The organism is Nocardia sp. 852002-51101_SCH5132738, from assembly GCF_001665695.1.
Taxonomy (GTDB): Bacteria; Actinomycetota; Actinomycetes; order Mycobacteriales; family Mycobacteriaceae; genus Nocardia; species Nocardia nova.
This window is the reverse complement of record NZ_LZML01000069.1, coordinates 18,358-39,349: the sequence shown is the minus strand read 5'-3', so window position 1 is coordinate 39,349 and position 20,992 is coordinate 18,358. Positions and strand designations below refer to the sequence as shown.

Here is a 20,992-nt window from a genome sequence, read left to right as displayed (position 1 = left end):
CCACGCACCCTTCGCGGTAATCCCCATCGCCTTGTGGTCATACCCCGCCGAACCACCCGACGCGAACGCATCACCCAGCCAGAAATCGTATTGCTGCGCAACCTCGTTCGCGATGTCGGAGAATGTGGCGGTCCCCTTGTCGGCGGCCACCACCAGATAGGTGTCGTCACCGTCGCGGCGCACCACCCGCTGCGGCGGAATCACCTCACCACCGGCGTGGTCGACATTGTCGGTGAGATCCAGTAGGCCCGAGATGAAGGTGCGATAGCAGGCGATGCCCTCGGCCTGCATGGCCTGGCGGTCGGCCGCCGCATCACCGGTCGCGGCCGGCGGGCGTTTCACCACGAATCCGCCCTTGGCGCCGACCGGCACGATCACCGCGTTCTTCACCGCCTGCGCCTTCACCAGACCCAGAATCTCGGTCCGGAAATCCTCCAGGCGATCCGACCACCGCAAACCACCACGCGCCACCGCGCCGAAACGCAGGTGCACGCCCTCGACCCGCGGCGAGTACACGAAGATCTCGAACTGCGGCCGCGGCCGCGGCAATTCCGCGATGGCGTGCGGATCGAACTTGAACGACAGATGTCCGGGCGGATTTCCGTCGTCGCGACGGAAGTAGTTGGTGCGCAGGGTCGCCGTGATCAACCCGAGAATCGCCCGCAGGATCCGGTCGGTGTCGAGACTCACCACGGCATCGATCTCGTCCTGCAGCCGCGACGAGATACCCGCGGCCCGCGCGGTCGCTACCGGCCCGAGGTGCTCGGGATCGAAATAGGCGTCGAACAATTCGGTGAAGGCGCGCGCGGTGCTCGGCTGCGCCAGCAGCACACGGGTGATGTTGGCGAAGGTGTAGGCGAATCCCGCCTGCTGCAGATACTTCGCGTAGGCACGCAGCATCGCGATCTGGCGCCAATGCAATCCGGCCCGCAGAACGAGTTCGTTGAGCCCGTCGACCTCGCAATCGCCGAACCACATCGCCGACACCGCCTCCGGCAGGCGTTTGCGGATACTGGTGTCCGGCAGCGATTCCAGCGCCACGGCACGGTCCAGATCGGCCTCCGGATCGCTCTCACCGGTGCCGCGCAACACGTTCGGCGCGACCCGCAGGCCGAAGTCGTAGATCCACCGGGTGCTGGCGCCGGGCAATTCGAGCCGGTAGGGCTTTTCCTCCACAACCTCGATGCCGAGGCTGTGCAGCAGCGGCAGCACCCGGCTCAGCGACACCTCGGTGCCGGCGACGTACAGGGTGAATCGCCACTCGCCCGACGGGGCGCCGGCCGTGCGGTAGAGATCGGTGTCGATCTGCCCGTCGGCCAGTCGCTGCAGCCGGCACAGATCGTCGAGCGCCCAGGCGGGTTCGTATTCCTGCTGATAGGTCGCCGGGAACGCGCTCGCGTAGTCCTGCACAACCGGCGCGGCGATCTCCGCGACGCCCGCGGCCTCGCTGACCAGCCGGTCGCTCCAGCTGCGGGTGGTCGCGAACAGCAGATCCTGAATGCGTTCGCGGTTCGATTCGGTGATGTCCGCCGGTTCGGCGTCGGCCCCGCGGTGCACCGTGAAATAGACGACGGCGAGCTCGGATTCGGTGACGCGCGCGGAGTAGGCGATCTGCTCGGCATCGAATTCTTGGCGCAGGATCTCGTGCATCCGCAACCGCACCTCGGTCGAGTAGCGGTCCCGCGGCAGGTACACCAGGCAGTACACGGCGTTGCTGCCCACATCGCGGCGCAGGAACAGCCGAATCTGGCGCCGCAGCCCCAAATTCATGACGGCCGAGACGGTTTCGAAGAGACGGCGCGCATCGGTGGAGAACAGTTCGACGCGCGGGAAGGTCTGCAACATCTCCAGCAGCGCCTGGCCGGAGAACGAATTCAGCGCCAGGCCCGCCCATTCGATGACCTGGTGGACACGGCGCGAGATCACCGGGATGTCGAGGATGTTCTCGTGGAAGCCGCTGACGGTGAAGGTGCCCACGAAAACGTGTTCGCCCACTACCTTTCCGGCGACGGACGGGGTGGTCTCGGCCGCGTAGTCGGCAACGCTGACCACGTACACATCCGGTGAGCCCGGCAGCAGCGAGTCCAGCGAGCCGTTGGACAGCCGCAGAATCTGCTCCGAACCGAGTGCGGGCGTGCCCACGTCCACACCGGAACCGTTGCGCAGCACACCGAGACCGGTGCCCGAAACCTGTTGCGGCTCAGGGCCGTCGGCACCGGGATGCACACGATAGTAGCCGTATCCCAGCAGAGTGAAATGCCCGGAGGTCAGCCAGCGCAACAGCTGTGCGCATTCGGCCGCCTCGGTGGCCGAGGGTTGCGGCACGGAATCCAGCCGCGCGGCCAGCGTTCCCATCGTGCGGGTCATCGCCTCGGTATCGTGGGCGACCTGGCGGATCTCGCCGAGCAGCGGTGGCAGCGCCCGCTCGATCCGGTCCAGCACCGCGTCGGAATCCCCGGCACCCAGCTGCACATGGATCCACGACTCGGCGACGACGTTTCCGCTGCCCTCCGACCGGCTCGCCGAATTCGCCTGCGCCACATCGAAACCCTCGCTGGGCGCGATCGCCCGCAACCGGCCGCGCCGGTCCCGCAGGACGTCGAAGACCGGATGCACCACCTCGGTCACGGTGGCCCCGAGGCGCTGCAGCGCCGCGGTGAGCGAATCCACCAGCAGCGGCATATCGTCGTTGACGATCTGCAGTGCCGGACCCAGACCGCTGCCGTCCTCGGCGCGATACAGCCTGGTCACCGCGGTCCCGGGCCGCCGCCCCGCGGCCAGCTCCAGATGATGCCGGAAGATCTGCTCGGCACGGTCGGTGATCGTCGGCGCCGCGGCTCCCGGCTGAATCCAGCGGAAGTACACCGCCTCCAGATCGGTCGGATCATCACGGAATCGCTTCCATGAAATCGTCTGCTGGGTTGTTGCCACCATCGACCCGTGCCTTCCCGAGATCGGAATCGGTACCGCAGTATTGCGGACTGTCTGAACGTGCCGTTAAACAACGGCACGTTATTCAGTGTAACAAGGATTGGGCGCCGTTACCCGGTTTCTCAGCGAACCAAACCGGATCGGAACAGAAATGTCTGCGCGCCTGCACGATTCGCGAAACTACCCGTCTCGAGATGCAAGCCCGAATGCCTGTCGGCATACCAGACGGTAACCGCGGGGCCGATCGCCACGAAGGCCGTACCGTCGGACACGATCGCCGCACCCGAGGTGCGCCAGCGCCCGATCGTGTCACCGATGCGATCCGGCGGATCGGTGCGCACGGTGAAGGTCAGCGCTCGCCCGCCCGTGATCCCGCCCGACAACAACGGATCGTCCGCGGAGACGACACAGGAATCACCCTGTCCGCCCGACGCCGGCTGACAGGTCGATACCGCGCGCATCAGTTCGGGCAGCGTATCGACCGGTGTCAGGTCGCCGATGGCGGGCGCGCCCGTCGAACAGGAGCGCAGGACCAGTACGGCCAGCAGCACCAGGGCGACCGCGCCACCCAACGCCGCCTTCCACTGCCAGGCCGGAAAGACCTTGGCTTCTTCCTTTTTCGCGTCCGTCGCGGCTTGTTCGCCGCCGGACGCCGCCTTCTCCAGACCACTGGCGAGCTTCTCGGCGCCGATGATCACCGGTGCGATACCCGCTGCGGTCCGGCCCAGTTCGCCCAGCACATCGCCCACCGCCTTCAGCGGCGCCCCGCAGTGTCCGCAGCGGGAGTCCGCACCGCTGTTGCGATGCGAGCAGTACTCACAGGTCTGATGCGTCGAATTCACTGGCCGGTGACGACAATCGAAGAGATGGCGGTGGTGTTGATCGAGGCGTCGCCCTTCGATTCCAGGATCGTCAGCGTGATCTTCGACGCGGTCACCGGTGGACTGATCTTGGTTACCACGAGGCTGCGCTGATCCATCGTCTGCTGGGTGTAGGTGGTCACGCCCGGATCGTTGAACCGATAGGACACGCGGCTCACGGTCCGGAACTTGGCCCACTGGTCGGCGCCGTCGGAGCCGATGCTGTCCCAGCCGGGCACGATCCCGATGGAGTCGATCCGGTAGGTCTTGCCCAGATCGATGGTCAGGACCTGGCCGTCCACCCGATAGGCGCGCACACACGACCACGCCTTGTCCGCCTGACCCGAGAACGCGTCCATGCCGGGCGTACTGCCGGTGGGACAATGGGATTCGGCCGCCTTCACCTGGATCGCCGTGCCGGCGGTCAGCGATTCGGACGGTTTGGGGGCGGCGCTCGGCGGTGCCGCCGCGGCCGCCGTGACGACCTTGACCTGGTCCCCGCCGTCCTTCTTACCGCCGGTGGTGACCAGCGCCAGCACGACGATGATCGCCAGCACACCGGCCAGCGCGATCGCCACCTTCGGCTTGCGCACCATCGCGAGCAGCTGCTGCGCCGGCGCGGCGGCGCCCGCCGGGGCCGCCTTCTCCGCCTTTTCCGGCTGTGCCGGCTTCTCCGGTTCGCCCGCAACGGGTTTCGTTTCGGCCGTGCCCGTCCGATCGAGCCGGGCGCCGGCCCGATCGGCGAAATCGGAGGTGAATTCCAGGCCCGACGGTCCGTCCAGGGATTCGCCGTTCAGCAGCGCCATGATCCGGTCGCTGGCCTTGGGTCCGCTCGGCGGCCGGGCGGCGCCGTTGGCCGCAGGACGAGACGATCGGTCCGATCGGTCCGGGGCGGATTCCGCCGGCGGGACGGACACTCCGACCGACACCGGATCAGCGGCGCCGAGGCGGTCGGCGGCTGCGGAGGCGGTGGACAAACCTGGCTCCGACAGCAACGCGTCCAGGACCGCGCCTCGATGGCGCACGAAGACGTCTGCGGGGTCCTTGTCGGACATGTGTGCGATGGTATCGGGACCGGAATACAGTCCGCGCCAAGCCTATTCCCGCTGGAGAGAAGTTCGGTCCGGCGGAATCAGCGGCCGGATTCGGCCGCCACGAAATACTCCGGCGGCACATCGAAGACACGGGCCAGGGCGATGATCAGATCGAGCCGGGGAATCGCTTCGCCGTGCACCAGCCGGTACAGACCCGACTGCGACACCGGAACATCCGGATAGGCCAGCTCGAGATGCTGGGCCAGCGAATACAACGTCAGCGAACGGGTCGAGCCGTCCTCGGTGGATACCACCGATTCGGCGATCAGCTCCGACAATCTGGCCGAGAAGATCGCCGCCGCCGCTTGCCGCGGTGTCAGTTGCTCATCGGCGCCGGACTCACGACGCTCGGGATCGAGCACCCCGAACTCGCCTCCATTCTGGTGTCTGTTCTGTGGGTCTCGATCAGAAGATTGCCTGCCGTCCGCTGCGGAGTCCGCTACCACGTTGATCAACACTACCGTCTCACCTCGTCCGATTCGGCGCCGACCACATGAGCCGGACCTGCCGGCGGCATCGATCCGCCACCCGCCACCGTGATCGCCGGAGGTCCGGCTGCCGGTGGATTGCCCATGGAGTCCAGATATCTGGTTTCACCTCGCGGCTCGATCAGATCCACGCGCACCGTCCGCATCGGAATGCTGACGTCGATGGCGGTCTCGCTGACCTGGTCGATCGCCAGATCGGCAGACCGCCGACGGGGTGCGCCGGGTTCGCTGATGGTCACCGTCGTGTGCGCGGCGGAGGCGCGCGGAGGTATCTGGTCGAAGACCGCGATGGTCGCCTGTGCGGCCGCCGCCGGGGTCTGCTCGGCGTCGGAGGCGTCGGGCGCCAGCCGTAGCGAATCCGGATCGCCCACCGCTGTGACGAGCTGCTGCCAGCGCTGCGGCCGGGCCGAGTGCACTTCCACATCCGCGCCGACGACCATCGCTCGCAGCACGATCTGCTGGGCGACCGGAAGGTCGGCGTAGACATCGATCGTGCGGTGACGCGGGTTGTATCGCACCGGGTCGAACAGCGGCAACGCCAGCGTGTGCTTGGGCCTGCCGCTGATCGAACCGAGGATCTGACCGCTCGGGCCGATCGCGATGGTCAATGCGTCCAGTTGCTCGGGAGTCGCCGTGTCGCCTCCGGATTCGGTGCGTGGAATGCGATGGACCGAGGTCGATGTGGGCAGACTCGCGCGCAACGCGTCGGCCTGCCGCCCGCCCAGCGGTCGCAGATATCCCGGCGGGGCGACCGAGGATGCCGGGCCCACATAACGCACCAGGCCGCGAGCGCCCAGCGCGCCGCCTGCCAGGCTGACCACCACCGTGGTGCGCCCGCGGTGCCACGACCAGCAGTCGTCCAGGCCGGCGTCGCCGAGCCGGGTCCAGTCGATCAGGTAACTGGTGACACTACGTCCCGGCACCGAGGATTCGAGGTGATGCCACGTCTCCCGCAGATCGGTCAGTTCCACACCGGCATGTAGCAGGCGGATCGCATCACCCAGCGCTTCGGCGGGCAGCGCGTGCGCCGCCATCCCGCGTTCCCGCAGGCGACCGGCGATGCGATGGGCGGCCGAAGCCAGCGCCCGGGGAGCGGACTCCGCCACCGGCCCTCGCCGCACGAGGGCCTCGAGGTTGTGCTCCGGATCCAACCGCAGCACCAGCCAGGTCATGCGGTCGCCGACCACCGGGTGCGGGCCGATCAGCTGGTCGTAGAGCATGCTGTAGCTGCCGGCCGGCCGCACCCGCTGACCGGTCGTGACGATGTCGATCTCGATCCGGACCCCGAACTGGTCGAGCATCGGCAGCAGATCCTGCACCGGGACGGTGTCCTCGGTATAGAGCTCCCGCTCGGCGATGACGGTCGGCAGGTCCAGATTCGGCGCGAGCTGGACCATCGCCACATACGACGATCCGTCCTCCCGGACACCGCAGACGCCCGCAGCCACCTCGACGTCGCGTAATCGTGCCGGCCGATGGAGGAGATCCTGGCGGGCCTGCCGCCCGAAGCGGTAGTCACACCAGTCGAGCAGCCAGCGCACCGCGGTTCGCTCGCCGACACGCACCGTGAGGGTGATCGCCACGACCGTCGCCGCCGCCGGTGCGACCCACCACGGCACCCGGCCCCACAGGCCCGCCACGGCGACGCTTCCGACGATCACCACCGCCGCCAGCGGTCCGCGCTCGGGCGCGCCGGCTCCGATCCTGGGAAAACTCACCCACGCCTCCGGACGATGGAGTTGGCATAACCGGCCCCCACCCCGAGCAACAGCGCCACCGCCACGACGACGAGTGCCGTGATTCCGGGACGCCGGTCGGCCGGACGCCCGGGTGGCGGCACGATCAGGGCCGAGGTACGGAACAACCCGCTCGGCGCCTGCGGCGGTTCGGAATAGCCGAGCGACGCGGCCGGATCGATCACCCCGGCACCGACGATGTTGTCGACCCCGCGGGCGGGCGCATGCGCGCCGGCCTGCAGTCGCGCGGCGATCTGGCCGGGCGTCTCGTTCGGGAACCGCGAGCGCAACAGCGCCGCCACCCCGCTGACGTAGGCCGCGGCGAAGGACGCGCCGCCCACCGGAACCATCTTGTCGCCGGCTCCGACGGCATTGATGAGCCCACCACCGCCGGGACCGAGCGATTCGATCCCGGTTCCGGGGGCGGCCACCGAAACCCAAGGGCCCCACAGTGATTCGGGCATCGGCGCGCCGGTGGCAGTGGTGAAGCCGACCGTCAGCACATCCGGCGCATACCATCCGGGCGTCGAAATCGTCTGAACGCCTTTCCAATTGCGCGAATCGGTCGGCCGGCTCGGATCGATATCGGGGTTCTGCTGACAACCGGCCTCGCCGGTGTTGCCCGCACCGGCGACGATGAGCGCACCGCGCACGTGCACCGCGTAGCCGACAGCGGCCGCGAGCATCGATTGATCGATACGCGCATTGGCTCCGAGGCAGACCGGCAGCGCCACGGTGATCACGCCGGCGCCCAGATTCGCGGCATGGGTGATCGCCCGGGCCAGGGTTCGGATCTGGCGGGCGGGTTCCTCATCGGAGTTGCCCGCGTCCGGACGTTCCAGGCTGAACGCACCGGACCGGTAGCGAATGGAGATCACGCGCGCGTCGGGCGCTACCCCGGCGAATCCATCGGCCTGATCCGGAGCCGCGGCGATGATCCCGGCGACGAGGGTGCCGTGCGCATCGCAATCCGAGAGCCCGTCGCCCCCGGCGGCGACATAGTCGCCGCCACCGACCAGATTCGGCAGCCGGGGATTCGGAGCGACACCGGTGTCGATCACCGCGACGGTGACCCCGGTGCCACGACTGAGCGGCCGGACCCGCCGCAGATCCAGCGCGCGGTCGGACGGCGGGACCTGGGCCAGGTCACTGCCCGGCAGTACGCCCGCGGCCAGGCAGCCCTTATCTTGTTTGGTCGGTTGTTCCGGTCCGGGGGGCCCGTCCGGCGGCGCGGCCCCGACGATCGCCTCGGGCGGATCCACCGCCGCGGCCGGGGCGATGACGGCCGCCGGCGCCACCGTCAGCGCCGCCACCAATCCGGCGAGCAGCATGCTCACCGGTCTGCGCATGATCATCAGATCGCTCGCATCGCCGTGTATATGCCCATGATCCAGAAGGCGATCACCGGAATCAGCAGGATGAGCGCGTACTCCACCAGGTCGATGACTCGTCGCGTCACCGGAGACAGGCGCCGGCCGGGCAGCCGCAAGGCGGCGACACAGGCCGCCACCGCGGCGACGACGAGCACCCCGACGACAGCCAGTCGCGCGTAGTCGGTGCCGTACGCGCCGACGGTGACCGCGGCGACCCCCACCGTCGCCACCGCCGAGGCCGCGCACAGCGAAACCGCCTGCACCCGATCCGGATACCAGCGCGCCCGCATGACGAGAATGCCCGCCACGGCGGCGCCCAGCACGATCTCCCGGATGCCACCGGGCGCCTGCTCGGCGGCCACGACCACACCTCCCGCAAGCAGCGCCGACACCGCAGCGATGAGACCGCGCAGGCTGGTCACGGCCAGCCGGGCGCGAGTTTCGATCCTGGTGTTCGGCCGCAGTTCCCGCTCCGGGTCGACGCTTTGATCGAGCTGATCGTCACGCACGGTTTCCGCGTCGAAGATGTCGGTGAGCGTGGCCGGCGCCACCTCGTTGCCGGGGTCCGGCAGATCCGGCGGCCGGATGCGCGCCGCGACCACTGCCAGTCGCGGTGCCGCGGTCAACAGCACCGCAGCGGCGAAGACGATTCCGCCCGCGACCTTTTCCAGAGATACATCGAAGTAGGTCGGGACCAGTGCCGCGAAGGCCAGGACCACTCCGAGGGTCGCGACCGCGGTCAGCGCCGAGGTGCCGGAGTCGCTCGCACGCAACATCGTGACCGCCGCGACCGCGGCGACCACCGCGCCGGCTGCGATATTGGCCGCGGCGAAGCCACCCGGCTGGCCGTAGGCCGGCGGCACGAGCATCGCGCCGCCCGCGAAAAGCAGTGGCAGTGCGGACAATTCCAATCCGAGGACGACGCCTGCGGGCGTCCTGCCTCGTCCCGCGACCACGGCGGCACCCCAGCAGGCGGCGCCCAGCAGCAGCGCGGGCAGACCGCACCACCACATCGACCCGCTGCGAGTCCACGACCAGGACAACAGGACCGTCGCCACCACCGCGCCGACACCCAGCGCCGCGGAACCGACCGTGGCAACGGTTTCGGAATCGAACTCCGCGAATTCGCGCTCGTTGATCGCCGCGAGTGCGTCGGTGATGTCCTCGACGACCGGAGTGAACACCTCGGCCGACTCCACCACGGACAGCATCAGCACCGTGCCGTCGACCACGTCGTGGTCGGCCAGGCTGCGCCATCGCGGAATCGGCTGCTCACCCGGCCGGGCCAGGCTCCACTGGCCCGCGGGTGGCGTGAAATCCACCGTCTCGTCGTCGATCGCGCGGTCGAGCACCCCGAGCAGGTCGTCGATGAAGGTCTCCACGGCGAACTTCGTCGGAACGACCACATCGACCTGATAGGTCGCGACCAGGACCGCGATCCGTGCCCGCGCCACCTCGGCCTGTTGCGCCGCCGCCCGTGGGGCGGCGCCCGGCGCCGCGACGGCCGTGCTCATCGGCGGGCCCCGCTCGTCGCCGCTCCCGGATAGCCGGGGAATCCGTCACCGAGGCCGGCCGCGAGTTCCTCGAAGGCCAGCAGGGTGGTCTTGTCGAGCAGGCGCAGATCGATCTCACCGCCCTCGGCGAGATGCTCGTCGTACGGCACCACCCGCGTCGGGCGCTGCGCGGTGGCGAAGAGCTTCTCGATCTGTTCGACCTCGACGGTCGGCTTGACCGGTTGCTGATGCACGATCGCCACCACCGAACCGGCGATGAGATGTTGCAGCCCATGGGAATTCAGCCAGTTCAAGGTCGCGACGGCACCCTTCACGCCGCCGACGGTCGGGGGTGTGACGACCACGATGGCATCGCTGGTCTTCAGCACCATCTGGGTGATCGAATCGAGCACGCCGGTGCCGCAGTCGACGACCAGTAGGTTGTAGTGCCGCCGCAGCGTCTCCACGGCGACACCGAATTCCCGGCCGGACAGCGCCTCGATCGACTCGGTACTCCACGGCGAAGCCAGCACCGCCAGATCGGCGTTGTTGATGGACGTGAACGAATGCACCGCCGAGAACGCGTCGAGATTGGCGGCCTGCGCCATATCGCGCAGGGTCAGCCCGTAGGGGTGCGGCGCGGTACGCGAGGGCAGATCACCGAAGTCGGGGTTGGCATCCACGGCGACCACGCGGTCGGGCCGCAGCCCGGCGAACGTGGATCCGAGGGTCGCCGCGATCGTGGTGCGGCCGACGCCGCCCTTCACACTGATCACCGCGATCTGATAGGGCGCGTTCAACTGCCGTCGGATCCGGGCGCGACGGTCCTCGGTGCGCTGTTCGGCCGGCGACAGCCCCAGACTGAAACCGACCTTGTTCAGCGCACCCCGCATGCCGCTCGTGGACTTGAGCTGGGCCCGGCGGGCAGCGGTGATATCGGCCAGCAGATCCATCGAGGTCAGGGTCGCCGGCAGCACCTCGACCCGGGCGGCGGCCTCGGCCTGGCTCAGCCGGTCCGGAAGCTGGGATCCACTCGCTTGCGGTTGCTGCCAGGCCGCGGGACGGCTCTCAGAGGTAGCCGGCTGCGGCGTCCACGATGTTTGCTCGGCGCTCGCGGTCCATGCCGCGGTAGTGCCCTGTCCGGTGGCGGATGGTGAATCCGGTTGCACCGACGCGTAAGCCGCGGGGGTACCGGCGTTCGTGGCACCGGTGGCGGACGCGGACGCCGGTGACGGCGCGGATGTGGATGTCGCCGGTGCGCCCGTCTGCGGCGCGGCAGTCTGCGGCACGGCAGTCTGCGGCGCGGCAGTCTGCGATGCGGCGGTGGGCGTGCGCGGGGCAGTGGTCGATCCCTGCGGCGCGGCGGTCGCCGCCTGTGCCGTCCCGGCCTGCGCCGGGTTCGCGACGGGTCCGGACGTTGTGTTCTGTTGTCCCACCGTGGTGTTCGTCGTGCCGCTGTCGGGCCTGGGCGCGCCGATATTGCTCGATCCGCCGGGCGCCGGATTCCGCTCACCGCTCGCACGCAGATCGCCGAAACCGCCGTAGCTCTCCCGCGCGAACGCGGCTCCCGCGGGCGGTACCGCCACGCCGCCGGACGCGGGCGTGCCGGTCGGCCCGGTAGCCGGCTGGGGTCCGCCGGCCGACGGTGAAATCGGTTGTGCGGCGGCCGCCGCCGATCCGGCGGAGGTTGGCGCCGCATCCGGCCTCGAGGCCGACCGCGGCATATCGTCGTTCGTCATTTCGGCGGCTCCGGCCCGCTCTGCCGATTCGGGGATCGGCGTGAAATAGGCGTCGTAACCACCCCGAGCCCGCACGGACTCGGCCGTATGCCCGTTCGTATCCGGTGCTCGGTTCATATCCTCATCCTTCTCGAAACCCGCTGCGAATTCAGCTGATTCGGCTGGTTTCGAACCAACTCCGGCTGGGTAAAAGGTTGATCAGCGCGGTGATCCCCGACCGGATCGCCGCGTCGTCGCCCGGTTGATAGGTCGACCAGAGTTCACCGTCCATTGCCACGCTCGGACTCACCACGAGCCGTCCGGAAACGGTGTCCAGCACGGAAAGACACACTTCCGGTCGCGGGTATTCCCCGTCGTGGTGCTCCAGCACGAGCACCTCCGCCCGCCGGAACACCTCGTTCAACGCTCGCTCGAGTATCGCCGCGGTCCGCGGCGGGGCGCCGAGTTCCGCGAAGGCGCGCCGTAATTCGGCCGGCTCGGACGATTCGCCGAATTCGGTTGCGACGGCGGAGACCTGTGCGGACGACACCTGCCATGGTTCGAACGAGGCCGCGAGTGCCGACCCCAGTGCCGAGACGATCGCCCCGGCAAGGATGTCCAGATCCTCGTCCTGCTGGAACACCGACTGGAGCACGACATGGTCGTCGTTACGCACCGCCAGCACGTGATCGGAGCCCGAACGAACCAGCGACATCCGCAGCATGCCGCGTGGTTCCCCGTCCAGCCCCGTATCCACGATGCGAGCGGCCAGCTCCACATCCGGCCGGTACAGGCATTGCAGCCACCGCTCGACCACGGGATGTACTCGTCCGTCGTCGAGGAGTACACCCGCGTCGGTGAGTTGAGCGGCCACCACCTCGTGGACCCGGTCCCGGTCCTCGATGCGGTAGATGTTCGGCAGCAATGCCAGCACCGGCGGATACGAGTCGATGCCGACCAGTGTTTTCAACAGCAGGGCGGCATCGACATTGATTTCGACCGCGACGGGATCGTCGACCACCTGATCGTCGAGATGCAATGCCTAGATCTCGAGCGCCAGGAACCGGCCACCCTGCTGCTTGTCCGTGTCCTGCATCGCGCCACCGCTGGCGCAGTGCTTCTTCACGGTCGCGTTCAGGGCATGGAGCGCGTTGTTGTAGTCGGTGATCTTGTTCAGGAGCTCGTGGATCTTGGGGCCCCAACCTTGATCACCGGCTTCACCCGTGAAGGAGCTTTGCAGCCCCTTCGCCAGCGAATCCAGCGCACTGTTGTTTTCCTGAATGTTCTTGACGATGTTGTCGAACGTCAGCGTGTGAGTGTCGACTTCACCGAACTTGTACTGCATTCCACCGGCCATGGCGAAAATCCTTTCGGATAATTGATATGTGAATTACTGCGTTGCCCTAGAAGCCGATATCGACTTTTCCTGACATGGTGCTGCTCGCGACGTTGCCGGCACCGGCGCCCATGTCCGTACCGAGAGCCTGCGCACCACCGTGCAACTGCTCCTGCTGCCGGATGAGATCGGCGTATGCGTCCATGTCGGCGGCACTGAATTTGTGTGCCGAATCGGTCAGAACATTGAGAATGTCCTGGAACGCGTTGCCCAGCCGGTTGCCCTTGTCCAGCGCATTCTGCATGGACGAGGCGATCGCCGGTGTGGCCTGCGGGCTCCGCACCGCGGCCTCCAGCTCGTCCTTGACCGCGAGCAGGGCCTTGAGGTATCCCTCGTGGTTACCCTGCAGTCCGATCCCCTTCTGAGCGGCGGGGATCAACTCGTGGGGATCGCCGTTGAAGACGTAACTCATCTGTGGTTCCTTTCCGGTGTTGAATTACACGCGACCTCGGTCTTGTTCACCGGGGACGTTCGGGGGTGGCCGGAATCGCCGCATCGTCGTCGACGCGCTCGATCACACCGACCGCGAGTTGAGGTTCCAATACCGGGTCTTCTCTACGATCGCCGGCGTATTCGATAACTCCGACGAGCGGAACCTTCTCCAGGACGGGCACGTCCATCGGCTCACCCGGGACGAAGACCGCCGACTTGGATTTGCGCTCCTCGTCCTTGCGGCGTCGCATCTGCGCCTTGGGTGCCGTTGCCCCGCGCGTAGGGCCCTGGCGCGGAGGCACAGTCGTGGTGGGCTGGCCGTCCGCGGCGCCGAAGGCACGGAAGGACGCGGGATTCCAGTTACCGGGCATCCGGAATCCGGTGGCGGCGCCGGGCATCGAGCCGACACCACCGCGCATCATCGAAAAGGCCACCGTGCTACCGATTCCGCCGGTCAGGCCGGCAAGGGTGGGCGATGTCGCCGACATGCCGTACAGGCCGTCCTGCCCGGCCATCGGATCGTCACCGTATCCCTCGCCGCCCTGGCCGTAATCCGACATCGGCGACAGCGCGTCCGTTGCCCCGGTGGGATCGGACAACCCGCTGTCCGGGCCCGTGCCCGTGGGATCGGTCCCTTGCGGCCCGTCACCCGGGCCCGACGGGTCGTGGGTGCCACCCGAGGATTGGTCACCCCCGCTCGAATGAGAGTTGCTCGTCGAGGTGTTCTGATTCCCAGTGGTGGAGTGCGAATTACCGCCGGTGTCGGTGATAGTCGAATGCTGGTAGGCGGTGGGCCGCGGCGTCGTCGTCGTGTCCGGGGCCATCTTGTACTGCATATCCGGCGGCGGTGCGCCACCACCGACGATCGGTGGTGCCGTGAGCGGCTTCGGGAGGGCGGCCAGCGCGGGCACCACGGTCCCCGCATAACCGTCCATGACGAGAGCCGCCTCCGGCCAGATCACGAACAAGTACTCGAGTTCGTTGGCCGCGAGCGCCGCACTGGTCGCGGCCAGCATCGAACCTCCCACCACAGCGCCCACCGGACCCGCGGTGGAAATGGCACTCGCCGTAGCCATGTTGGCGAGCAACATTTTGCGCTCCGCCTTGTTCGCTTCCAAATGGATCTTGACCAGAGTCATCGCACCGCGCGCGCCCTTCGCCGCGGCAGCCACCTCGCCCACGAGCGCGGCGGCGGCGCCGGCTACTGCGGCCTGTTCCTGCAGCCATGCCGCATGCTTCTGGAATGCCGCCCGCGCCTTGTCCGCCGACATGCCCTGCCACGAGCCCGAGATCGTCGCCATCGTCGCCTCGGTATCGGCGGCCGCGGCATTCAGTTGCGCCGCGAGGTCCGCGTAGGCGGTGGAGGTCGCGGACGTCGATGCCGGCCCCGGACCGCTCAGTAATCGAGAGGTATTGATTTCCGGCGGCAGCGCATGGAAGTCGAAAAGGAACGCCATGACATCAACCTCGGCTCGCCGATCTCCGGCTACACGTTGAATATCGGGCCGTGCGTGGCGACATCGGCGCCGGCGAGGATGTCGCTACCCGAATACGCGGTGCCCACCTCGGGCATCACGGCCGAGGCCTGGGTCTGCAGCACGGCGCCATGCGCGGTGGTCGAGAAAAAGCCTTCGCCCCACGGGTTCAACACCTCCGGGATCATCAGGCTCACATCATCGATGCCCGGCGGCAGCGGTTGGCAGGCCGGCATGTGGGCTCCGAGAGCGCCCTGTAATCCCGTGGCGGTGAATTCGATTTGCGAGGCGATAGCCGGGAAGTTCTCAGGAGTGACATTGAGATACATCGACCTCTCCTAACGACGATACCGCCTCCGACGAGCGGTACAGGATGAACGCTAAGGCATCCCCAATGTTGGGAAGATGTCGGCGATCTCACTCTTCGGCCGGTGTCCACGCGGCTTGCACGAGATCGCGCCGCGAATGCAGCGGCTCGACCAGAATTCCGCGACCGAGCGGTTGTTTCGTTGCCTTCACGTCGCCGATGAGCATTCCGTCGAGCTTGGTGCCGTCCATGATCAGACCCGAGCAGTTCAGGTTCTTGATCTGACCCATGATGTTGTCGTACATCGCCGAATCCGCTTGCGCGATATTACGTCCCACGATGATGTGCAGACCCGTGTCACGGCCGTCGACGATGATGTCCTTCAACGGGTCGAGCGGATTGAGCATGCCGCGCTGCGCGACCATGTGGTAATCGTCGATCACCACGAATATCTCCGGTCCGCTCCACCACGAGCGCTCCTTGAGCTGCTGCGAGGTCACGCCGTCCGGAGGCCGCCGACTACGAATCTTGTCCGCGAATCCCGGCAGGCCTTCCTGCAGATCCCGCTCGCTGGTCAGATAGCCGATCAACCGTTCGTCGGGAACCACGTCCATATGCTGGCGACGGTAGTCGATCAGCAGGATACGCGCCTGATCCGGGCCGAAACGCCGGTCGATGGAACGCATCAGATCCGCCAGTACCGTGGACTTTCCACATCCGGGTGATCCGACCACGATGAAGTGCGTGGAAACGCCGAAATCCACTGCCGCCACGCCCAAATCGGATTCGCGCACACCGAACGGAGTCACCAGTTGCTGAGCCGGACTCGTCGGTTCCGGCACAACTTCGTGAATACGATCCAATTCGATCTTCGACGGCAGCAGCCGGACCTCGGGTGCGCGCCGGCCCTCGTAGCGCCGGTTGAGTTCTTCGCCCGCGGCCGCCAGCCCGGCCGCCGCGGACTCCGGATCTCCGACGCCGTCGATACGCGGCAGCGCCGTCAACATGTGCAACGCTTCGCTGGAGATACAGCGTCCCGGCCGGTCCGGCGGAATGGACGCGACAATGGCGCGGTGGCTGCCGAATACGGTATCGGTGAGGTCGCCCAGACGCATTTCCAGCCGGGTCTGCAGCAGGTCCTTGATCGCCGGCCGGATCGCCGCCCAGCGCGAACTGCTCAGGACCAGGTGGACGCCGTAGTTGAGGCCCTGCAGCGCAATGGATTCGATGACCGGTGAATATTCGTCGTAGAACGGTCCGTTGACCGCGAATCCGATATCCCAGCCGTCGATGACGAGGAAAACGTCCCCGTGCGCGTCCCCGTACGCGGTCAGTTTCTCGGATTCGACGGGATCGGCTCGCCGCCTGCGGAATTCGCGCATGCTGTCGATCCCGAGTTCGGTGAACATCGACTGCCGGTAGGCCAGTAGGTTCGTCACCAGCGCGAAGGTGCGGCGCACGCGGTCCACGTCCCGAGCCGACGCCACCGACCCGACGTGCGGGATGGCGCGAAGGCTGGACAGACCTCCGCTGAAGTCCAGGCAGTAGAACTGCACCTGCTCCGGGCTGTGTGTCATGGCCGCGGAGACGACCAGCGTTTGCAGCGCGGTCGACTTACCCGACTGCGGCCCACCGACGATCGCCATATGTCCACCACCGGCGGACAGGTCCACCGACCACACGTCCTGGCGCTGCTGCCGCGGTTTGTCGACGATCGCCAGCGGCAGCTGCAACGTACCGGGTTGAACCGCCGGCACCAGACGCTCCAGGGTGGCCGGAATACCCAACGGCGGCAACCACATCGCGTGCGCTCGGCGGCCGTGCCCGGCGTACTGCTGGAGGACCGTCTCCATCAGCGTGACCGGTTCGGCCTCCGGAGCTTCGGGGCGGGTGACGACCGGAGCCGGGGCCACCGGTTCGACACGGCTCGGCGCGATGTAGGCAGCGGTGAAGGCCTGCGGGGGACGGTATCCCCCACCGGGGCGGCGCGCGCGCTGTGTCCCCAACGCCGCGGCTTGGGCGGGCGGGGTATACGGCGCGCCGACGTAGGCGGCTTGGAAGCGCTGCAGATCACCGGATCCGACCCGGAGATATCCGGCGCCGGGCTTCTTCGGCAGGTGATAGGCGTCGGCGGTGCCGATGGCGTCGCGGGAGTCGCTGGTCTGGTTGGTGCGCAACGCGACTCGATACGACAGGTGCGCCTCGAGTTCACCCATGCGGTTGGCCGGCACCTTCTGCGAGGCCAGCAGCAGATGGATGCGCAGCGACCGGCCCAGACGGCCGATGGCGACGAACAGTTTCGAGAAGTTGGGATGCTGTTCGAGCAGTTCGGCGAATTCGTCGAGGATGATCAGCAGCGTCGGCAGCGGCGGCAGTTGCGCGCCCTGTTCGCGGGCCCGCTCGTAGTCCGCCACACTGGCGAAATTGCCGGCGTCGCGCAGAATACGTTGCCGCCGGGCCATTTCACCGCTGATGACGTCCTCCATACGGGTGACGAGGTCGGCTTCCTCCTCCATATTGGTGACGACCGCGGTGACGTGATGCAGCCGGTCGAAACCGAGGAAGGTCGCACCACCCTTGAAGTCGACCAGCAGCAGATTCAGCACATCCGGCGAGTGCGTGGCGATCGCCGAAAGGACAAGGGTGCGAAGGAATTCCGACTTTCCGGAACCGGTGGCGCCGATGCACATACCGTGCGGGCCCATACCTTCTTCGGCGGATTCCTTGATATCGAGGTACACCACCTGGCCGGTCGGATCGTGACCGAACGGGATGTTGAGCCGGCCGCGGTCACTGTCGCGGCGGCGGGGCCACTGCCGCTCCACCCGGATCGCGCCCGGGTCGGGAACACCGACCATCTCCTCCCACGACGTCCCGCCGCTGGTCTGCTCCGCGGTGACCGCCTCGACCACACTCGACAGCCGATACGAGGAGATACTGCGAGCCAGAGCGGTGATCGCGGTGACCGACATGGTGTCGCCGACACCGACCGCACGCAAACCTCGCGAGGTGACCTCCTGCAGGCGCCGGTCCTCGTCGACGACGAACTTCAGCGCCCGCGGCAGATTCTGTTCCCCGACGCCCAGCCGCAGCCAGGTGCAGCCGTCGACGCCGGAGATGTCTCGTTCGTTGGTCGGCCCGTCGGTGTCGACGAGCAGCAGATAGTGGGTGCGATCCATGGTCGGCTGGGTGTTGGCCGAGAACGGCCCGCGGTTGAGGCCGGCGAGCACCTTGGAGCGCAGTTCCCCTACCGACCGATACACCATCCGGCTGGATCCGATGGCGTCCGTATCATTGGGGTGCTGCGTATGCGGCAGCCATTTGAGCCAATTCCATTCCGGCGCATCGGGATCCGACAGCACCGCCGCGATGGCGACCTGATCGGGCCCGTGCAGGACGACGATCTCGGCGATCATCGCGCGCACCAACGCGGCCATGGCTTCGTGGTCGCCGTCGAATCCGACCTGCGGAACCGACAGCAGATTGATCGCCACCGGCATGCCGCCGACCGTGGAGTACGCCTTGGCGAAACGGGTCACCTCGACCACGCCGACCGGGTCCAGGTCGGAGGTCGGCGCCGCCTCGGGAACGATGACGCGCACCTGATTCGCGATCCGCCCCCGGCCGATGCGCACGCGCAGGAACTGCGGGCTCGACACCTGCACTTCCCACATGCGTTTGCCACCGACGAGGCGGGACAGCTCGGCCGGACCCGGGTGCGTGTAGCGCAGATAGTCGTAGAGTTCGGCCTCGGCGGCGTGCACGGTCTTACGGTTCTCGGCGATCGAGCGCAGATAGTCCTTGCGTTCCTCGTTGAGTCCCGCCGCGCCGCCACCGCCGTTGCCGCTCAACGCGCCGCCCATCATGCCGAACATCGACACGACCATCATCATCGGGAAGAACAGCATGGTCGGTGAGAACGATCCGCCGTTGCGGAACATCATCACCATCATCCCGCCCATACCGGCCATCATGACCACCGGCATGATCATCCGGATTCGCGACGCCGGAACGGGTTTGGGCAGTTCGGTGGGCGGTTGCAGGCGTAACTCGGTGACCGCGGGCGCCTTGGGGCCCTTCACCGTGCGCGCGGGCCGTACGAAGCGCCGGGTCGTCGTCACTAGGCTCCTCCCCCGGTTTTCTCCGGTAGGCCGACCGCGGCCTTGTCGGGTGCGATTCCGTCGTGCTGGATACGGGCGTCCGCAGTCGACAGGGTCGGGCCGACGGCGAACAGGGACACGATGCTCCAGGGTGCGGGCACCGGCGCCTGCAGGCCGAGGGCGGCGAGGGTGTGGTCACCCGCACCGGTTCCGACATTGATCCCGTACCGCACACCGCTGTCGGAGATCCAGAACAGCGATTCCCGCAGCGGGGAGTTCGGATCGCTTCCGGTCAGCTGGACGAACCGGCCGGAACTGCGCGGGAGATAGGCGGCATCGGCGGTGGCGCCGTGCGAGGTGGGTGCTGTGACCAGCGGTACGACCTGGCTCTGTTCGGCGCCCGGCAGCGGCAGTTGCCGTCCGACCAGGGCGCGCGTGACGGCATTCGCCTCGGCCGCTCCGCGTGACCAGTGGAAGCAGGTGACGCCGAACTTCTCCGGATCGGCCAGCGTGACCGGCCGGCTCGGGTAGGTCGAGGTGCCGGGCCAAAAACCGGGACGCAAATTCTGCGCCACCGCGTCGGGACCGACGGTCATACTCGCCACGGCGCCACGGGAATTCGAGTTGCGAATCATCGCGGCCAGGACGGAACCGACCTGGACCAGCCCGGATTGGGAGACCAGATAGTAGGACGCGCCCCGCCCGGGATTCGACACCGTCACCACCGAGCCGACGGGCGCGGAAATACCGCCCTTCAGCACGGCGGGCTCGCCGGCGCCGGGCACCTCCGGCACACGCAACGGCGGTACCTCCGGAATCGCGGCGATCAATCCCCTCGAAGCCTCGATCACCGGTGCGGTGGCATCGATGCCGAGAGCCAGGGTGACCGCCGAATCGGCGAGGTTGATCGCCGCTCGCACGACGCCGTGATCACCGTTGTTGTAGACCAGCCAGATGTCGTCGTCCTGGCGCAGCAGACGCGCCTCGTCGGCGCCCAGATCGCGGATCGCGCCGTCACCCTCCGGTTGCACGGTCAGCTCGCCACCGATCACGGTGGTACGCACCCCCGCGCCGGCGGTGGGCAAACCGGTTCGCTGGTCGACCGGTGCGGCGGCGCCGATCCGCGCGGTATCGCACACCGCCCACGAGGAGTCCCGGCCGCCCGTATCGGTCATCACGCCCGGTGCACCCGGAATCCCCACCCACGGACCGCGCGGATACTTCGCGAGCTCGTCGCGGGAGACGGGTACCGGATTGGCCGCCATGCCGGTGATCAGCCGCGCCGAGGACAGATTCAGCGTGGGATACAGGCGGTTGTCGACCTTGACGAACAGCGCGCCGGAATCCTTGTCGGACACGATATTCGCCTGTCCGACCTGCTTGGCCGGTTTGAAGAACGCCATCACCGCGGCACCGGCGACGACCACGCAGGCCAGGGCGATGCCGATGGACAAGGCGGTGGAACGGCCCCGCTGCGGATCGTCGACCATGGAGGCATCGCGCCGGACCAGCGCGTGCTCGATCCGGCGCAACAGGAACCGCCACCCCGAGATCTGGTGTTTGGTCACCACCCGGAAGCGGGCCATGGG

At 67.7% G+C, this 20,992-nt stretch carries 15 protein-coding genes; all 15 read right to left on the bottom strand.

The features are described from left to right. Positions 1 to 2,934: NAD-glutamate dehydrogenase domain-containing protein (locus A5789_RS10870; protein WP_197516589.1), on the bottom strand; the 2,934-nt coding region annotated here is incomplete at its 3' end. A gap of 119 nt (positions 2,935 to 3,053) precedes the next feature. After that, complete coding sequence (locus A5789_RS10865) at positions 3,054 to 3,773, bottom strand: hypothetical protein (protein ID WP_030518522.1); 720 nt, start codon at positions 3,771 to 3,773, stop codon at positions 3,054 to 3,056. Continuing rightward, positions 3,770 to 4,846: a discoidin domain-containing protein gene (locus A5789_RS10860; RefSeq protein WP_064904938.1), complete on the bottom strand. Its 1,077-nt coding sequence runs from the start codon at positions 4,844 to 4,846 to the stop codon at positions 3,770 to 3,772. Before A5789_RS10860 ends, A5789_RS10865 begins: the two co-directional genes overlap by 4 nt. 77 nt (positions 4,847 to 4,923) lie before the next feature. Then, positions 4,924 to 5,247, bottom strand: a complete 324-nt coding sequence (locus A5789_RS10855; protein WP_051757256.1) for a helix-turn-helix transcriptional regulator — start codon at positions 5,245 to 5,247, stop codon at positions 4,924 to 4,926. A 95-nt stretch (positions 5,248 to 5,342) separates the two neighbouring features. Further along, positions 5,343 to 7,091, bottom strand: coding sequence for a type VII secretion protein EccE (gene eccE, locus A5789_RS10850; RefSeq protein WP_063910955.1), 1,749 nt, complete (start codon positions 7,089 to 7,091; stop codon positions 5,343 to 5,345). Continuing rightward, a complete protein-coding gene (gene mycP, locus A5789_RS10845; RefSeq protein ID WP_063019345.1) occupies positions 7,088 to 8,464 on the bottom strand; it encodes a type VII secretion-associated serine protease mycosin in 1,377 nt (458 codons plus the stop codon). The genes eccE and mycP overlap by 4 nt, the downstream gene beginning before the upstream one ends. After that, the gene (eccD, locus tag A5789_RS10840) at positions 8,464 to 9,996 is read right to left on the bottom strand and encodes a type VII secretion integral membrane protein EccD (RefSeq protein ID WP_064904937.1); all 1,533 of its coding nucleotides are present in this window, start codon (positions 9,994 to 9,996) and stop codon (positions 8,464 to 8,466) included. Before eccD ends, mycP begins: the two co-directional genes overlap by 1 nt. Then, complete coding sequence (locus A5789_RS37740; protein WP_228795552.1) at positions 9,993 to 11,831, bottom strand: AAA family ATPase; 1,839 nt, start codon at positions 11,829 to 11,831, stop codon at positions 9,993 to 9,995. The genes eccD and A5789_RS37740 overlap by 4 nt, the downstream gene beginning before the upstream one ends. A 31-nt stretch (positions 11,832 to 11,862) precedes the next feature. Beyond that, a complete protein-coding gene (locus A5789_RS10830) occupies positions 11,863 to 12,732 on the bottom strand; it encodes an ESX secretion-associated protein EspG (protein ID WP_227462797.1) in 870 nt (289 codons plus the stop codon). A 3-nt stretch (positions 12,733 to 12,735) separates the two neighbouring features. After that, positions 12,736 to 13,050, bottom strand: coding sequence for a WXG100 family type VII secretion target (locus tag A5789_RS10825; protein WP_063019198.1), 315 nt, complete (start codon positions 13,048 to 13,050; stop codon positions 12,736 to 12,738). A 46-nt stretch (positions 13,051 to 13,096) separates the two neighbouring features. Then, complete coding sequence (locus tag A5789_RS10820; protein ID WP_063019199.1) at positions 13,097 to 13,501, bottom strand: hypothetical protein; 405 nt, start codon at positions 13,499 to 13,501, stop codon at positions 13,097 to 13,099. Between the two features lie 46 nt (positions 13,502 to 13,547). Next, the gene (locus A5789_RS38365) at positions 13,548 to 14,978 is read right to left on the bottom strand and encodes a PPE domain-containing protein (protein ID WP_063019200.1); all 1,431 of its coding nucleotides are present in this window, start codon (positions 14,976 to 14,978) and stop codon (positions 13,548 to 13,550) included. Positions 14,979 to 15,007: 29 nt separating this feature from the next. Next, positions 15,008 to 15,325 carry a PE domain-containing protein gene (locus A5789_RS10810; RefSeq protein WP_030518535.1) on the bottom strand — a complete coding sequence of 106 codons (318 nt, stop codon included), beginning with the start codon at positions 15,323 to 15,325 and terminating at the stop codon, positions 15,008 to 15,010. Positions 15,326 to 15,413: 88 nt separating this feature from the next. Beyond that, on the bottom strand, positions 15,414 to 19,424 hold the full coding sequence (gene eccCa / locus A5789_RS10805) for a type VII secretion protein EccCa (RefSeq protein ID WP_082940616.1): 4,011 nt from the start codon (positions 19,422 to 19,424) through the stop codon (positions 15,414 to 15,416). Next, a complete protein-coding gene (eccB, locus tag A5789_RS10800; RefSeq protein WP_064904934.1) occupies positions 19,424 to 20,989 on the bottom strand; it encodes a type VII secretion protein EccB in 1,566 nt (521 codons plus the stop codon). Before eccB ends, eccCa begins: the two co-directional genes overlap by 1 nt. Between the last annotated feature and the right edge of the window lie 3 nt (positions 20,990 to 20,992).

What these genes read in the sequence shown, in the direction of transcription:
- eccB (WP_064904934.1), bottom strand. Translation starts at nt 20,989, where the DNA reads ATGGCCCGCTTCCGGGTGGTGACCAAACACCAGATCTCGGGGTGGCGG.
- A5789_RS10825 (WP_063019198.1), bottom strand. Translation starts at nt 13,050, where the DNA reads ATGGCCGGTGGAATGCAGTACAAGTTCGGTGAAGTCGACACTCACACG.
- eccD (WP_064904937.1), bottom strand. Translation starts at nt 9,996, where the DNA reads ATGAGCACGGCCGTCGCGGCGCCGGGCGCCGCCCCACGGGCGGCGGCG.
- A5789_RS38365 (WP_063019200.1), bottom strand. Translation starts at nt 14,978, where the DNA reads ATGGCGTTCCTTTTCGACTTCCATGCGCTGCCGCCGGAAATCAATACC.
- A5789_RS37740 (WP_228795552.1), bottom strand. Translation starts at nt 11,831, where the DNA reads ATGAACCGAGCACCGGATACGAACGGGCATACGGCCGAGTCCGTGCGG.
- A5789_RS10860 (WP_064904938.1), bottom strand. Translation starts at nt 4,846, where the DNA reads ATGTCCGACAAGGACCCCGCAGACGTCTTCGTGCGCCATCGAGGCGCG.
- A5789_RS10820 (WP_063019199.1), bottom strand. Translation starts at nt 13,501, where the DNA reads ATGAGTTACGTCTTCAACGGCGATCCCCACGAGTTGATCCCCGCCGCT.
- A5789_RS10810 (WP_030518535.1), bottom strand. Translation starts at nt 15,325, where the DNA reads ATGTATCTCAATGTCACTCCTGAGAACTTCCCGGCTATCGCCTCGCAA.
- mycP (WP_063019345.1), bottom strand. Translation starts at nt 8,464, where the DNA reads ATGATCATGCGCAGACCGGTGAGCATGCTGCTCGCCGGATTGGTGGCG.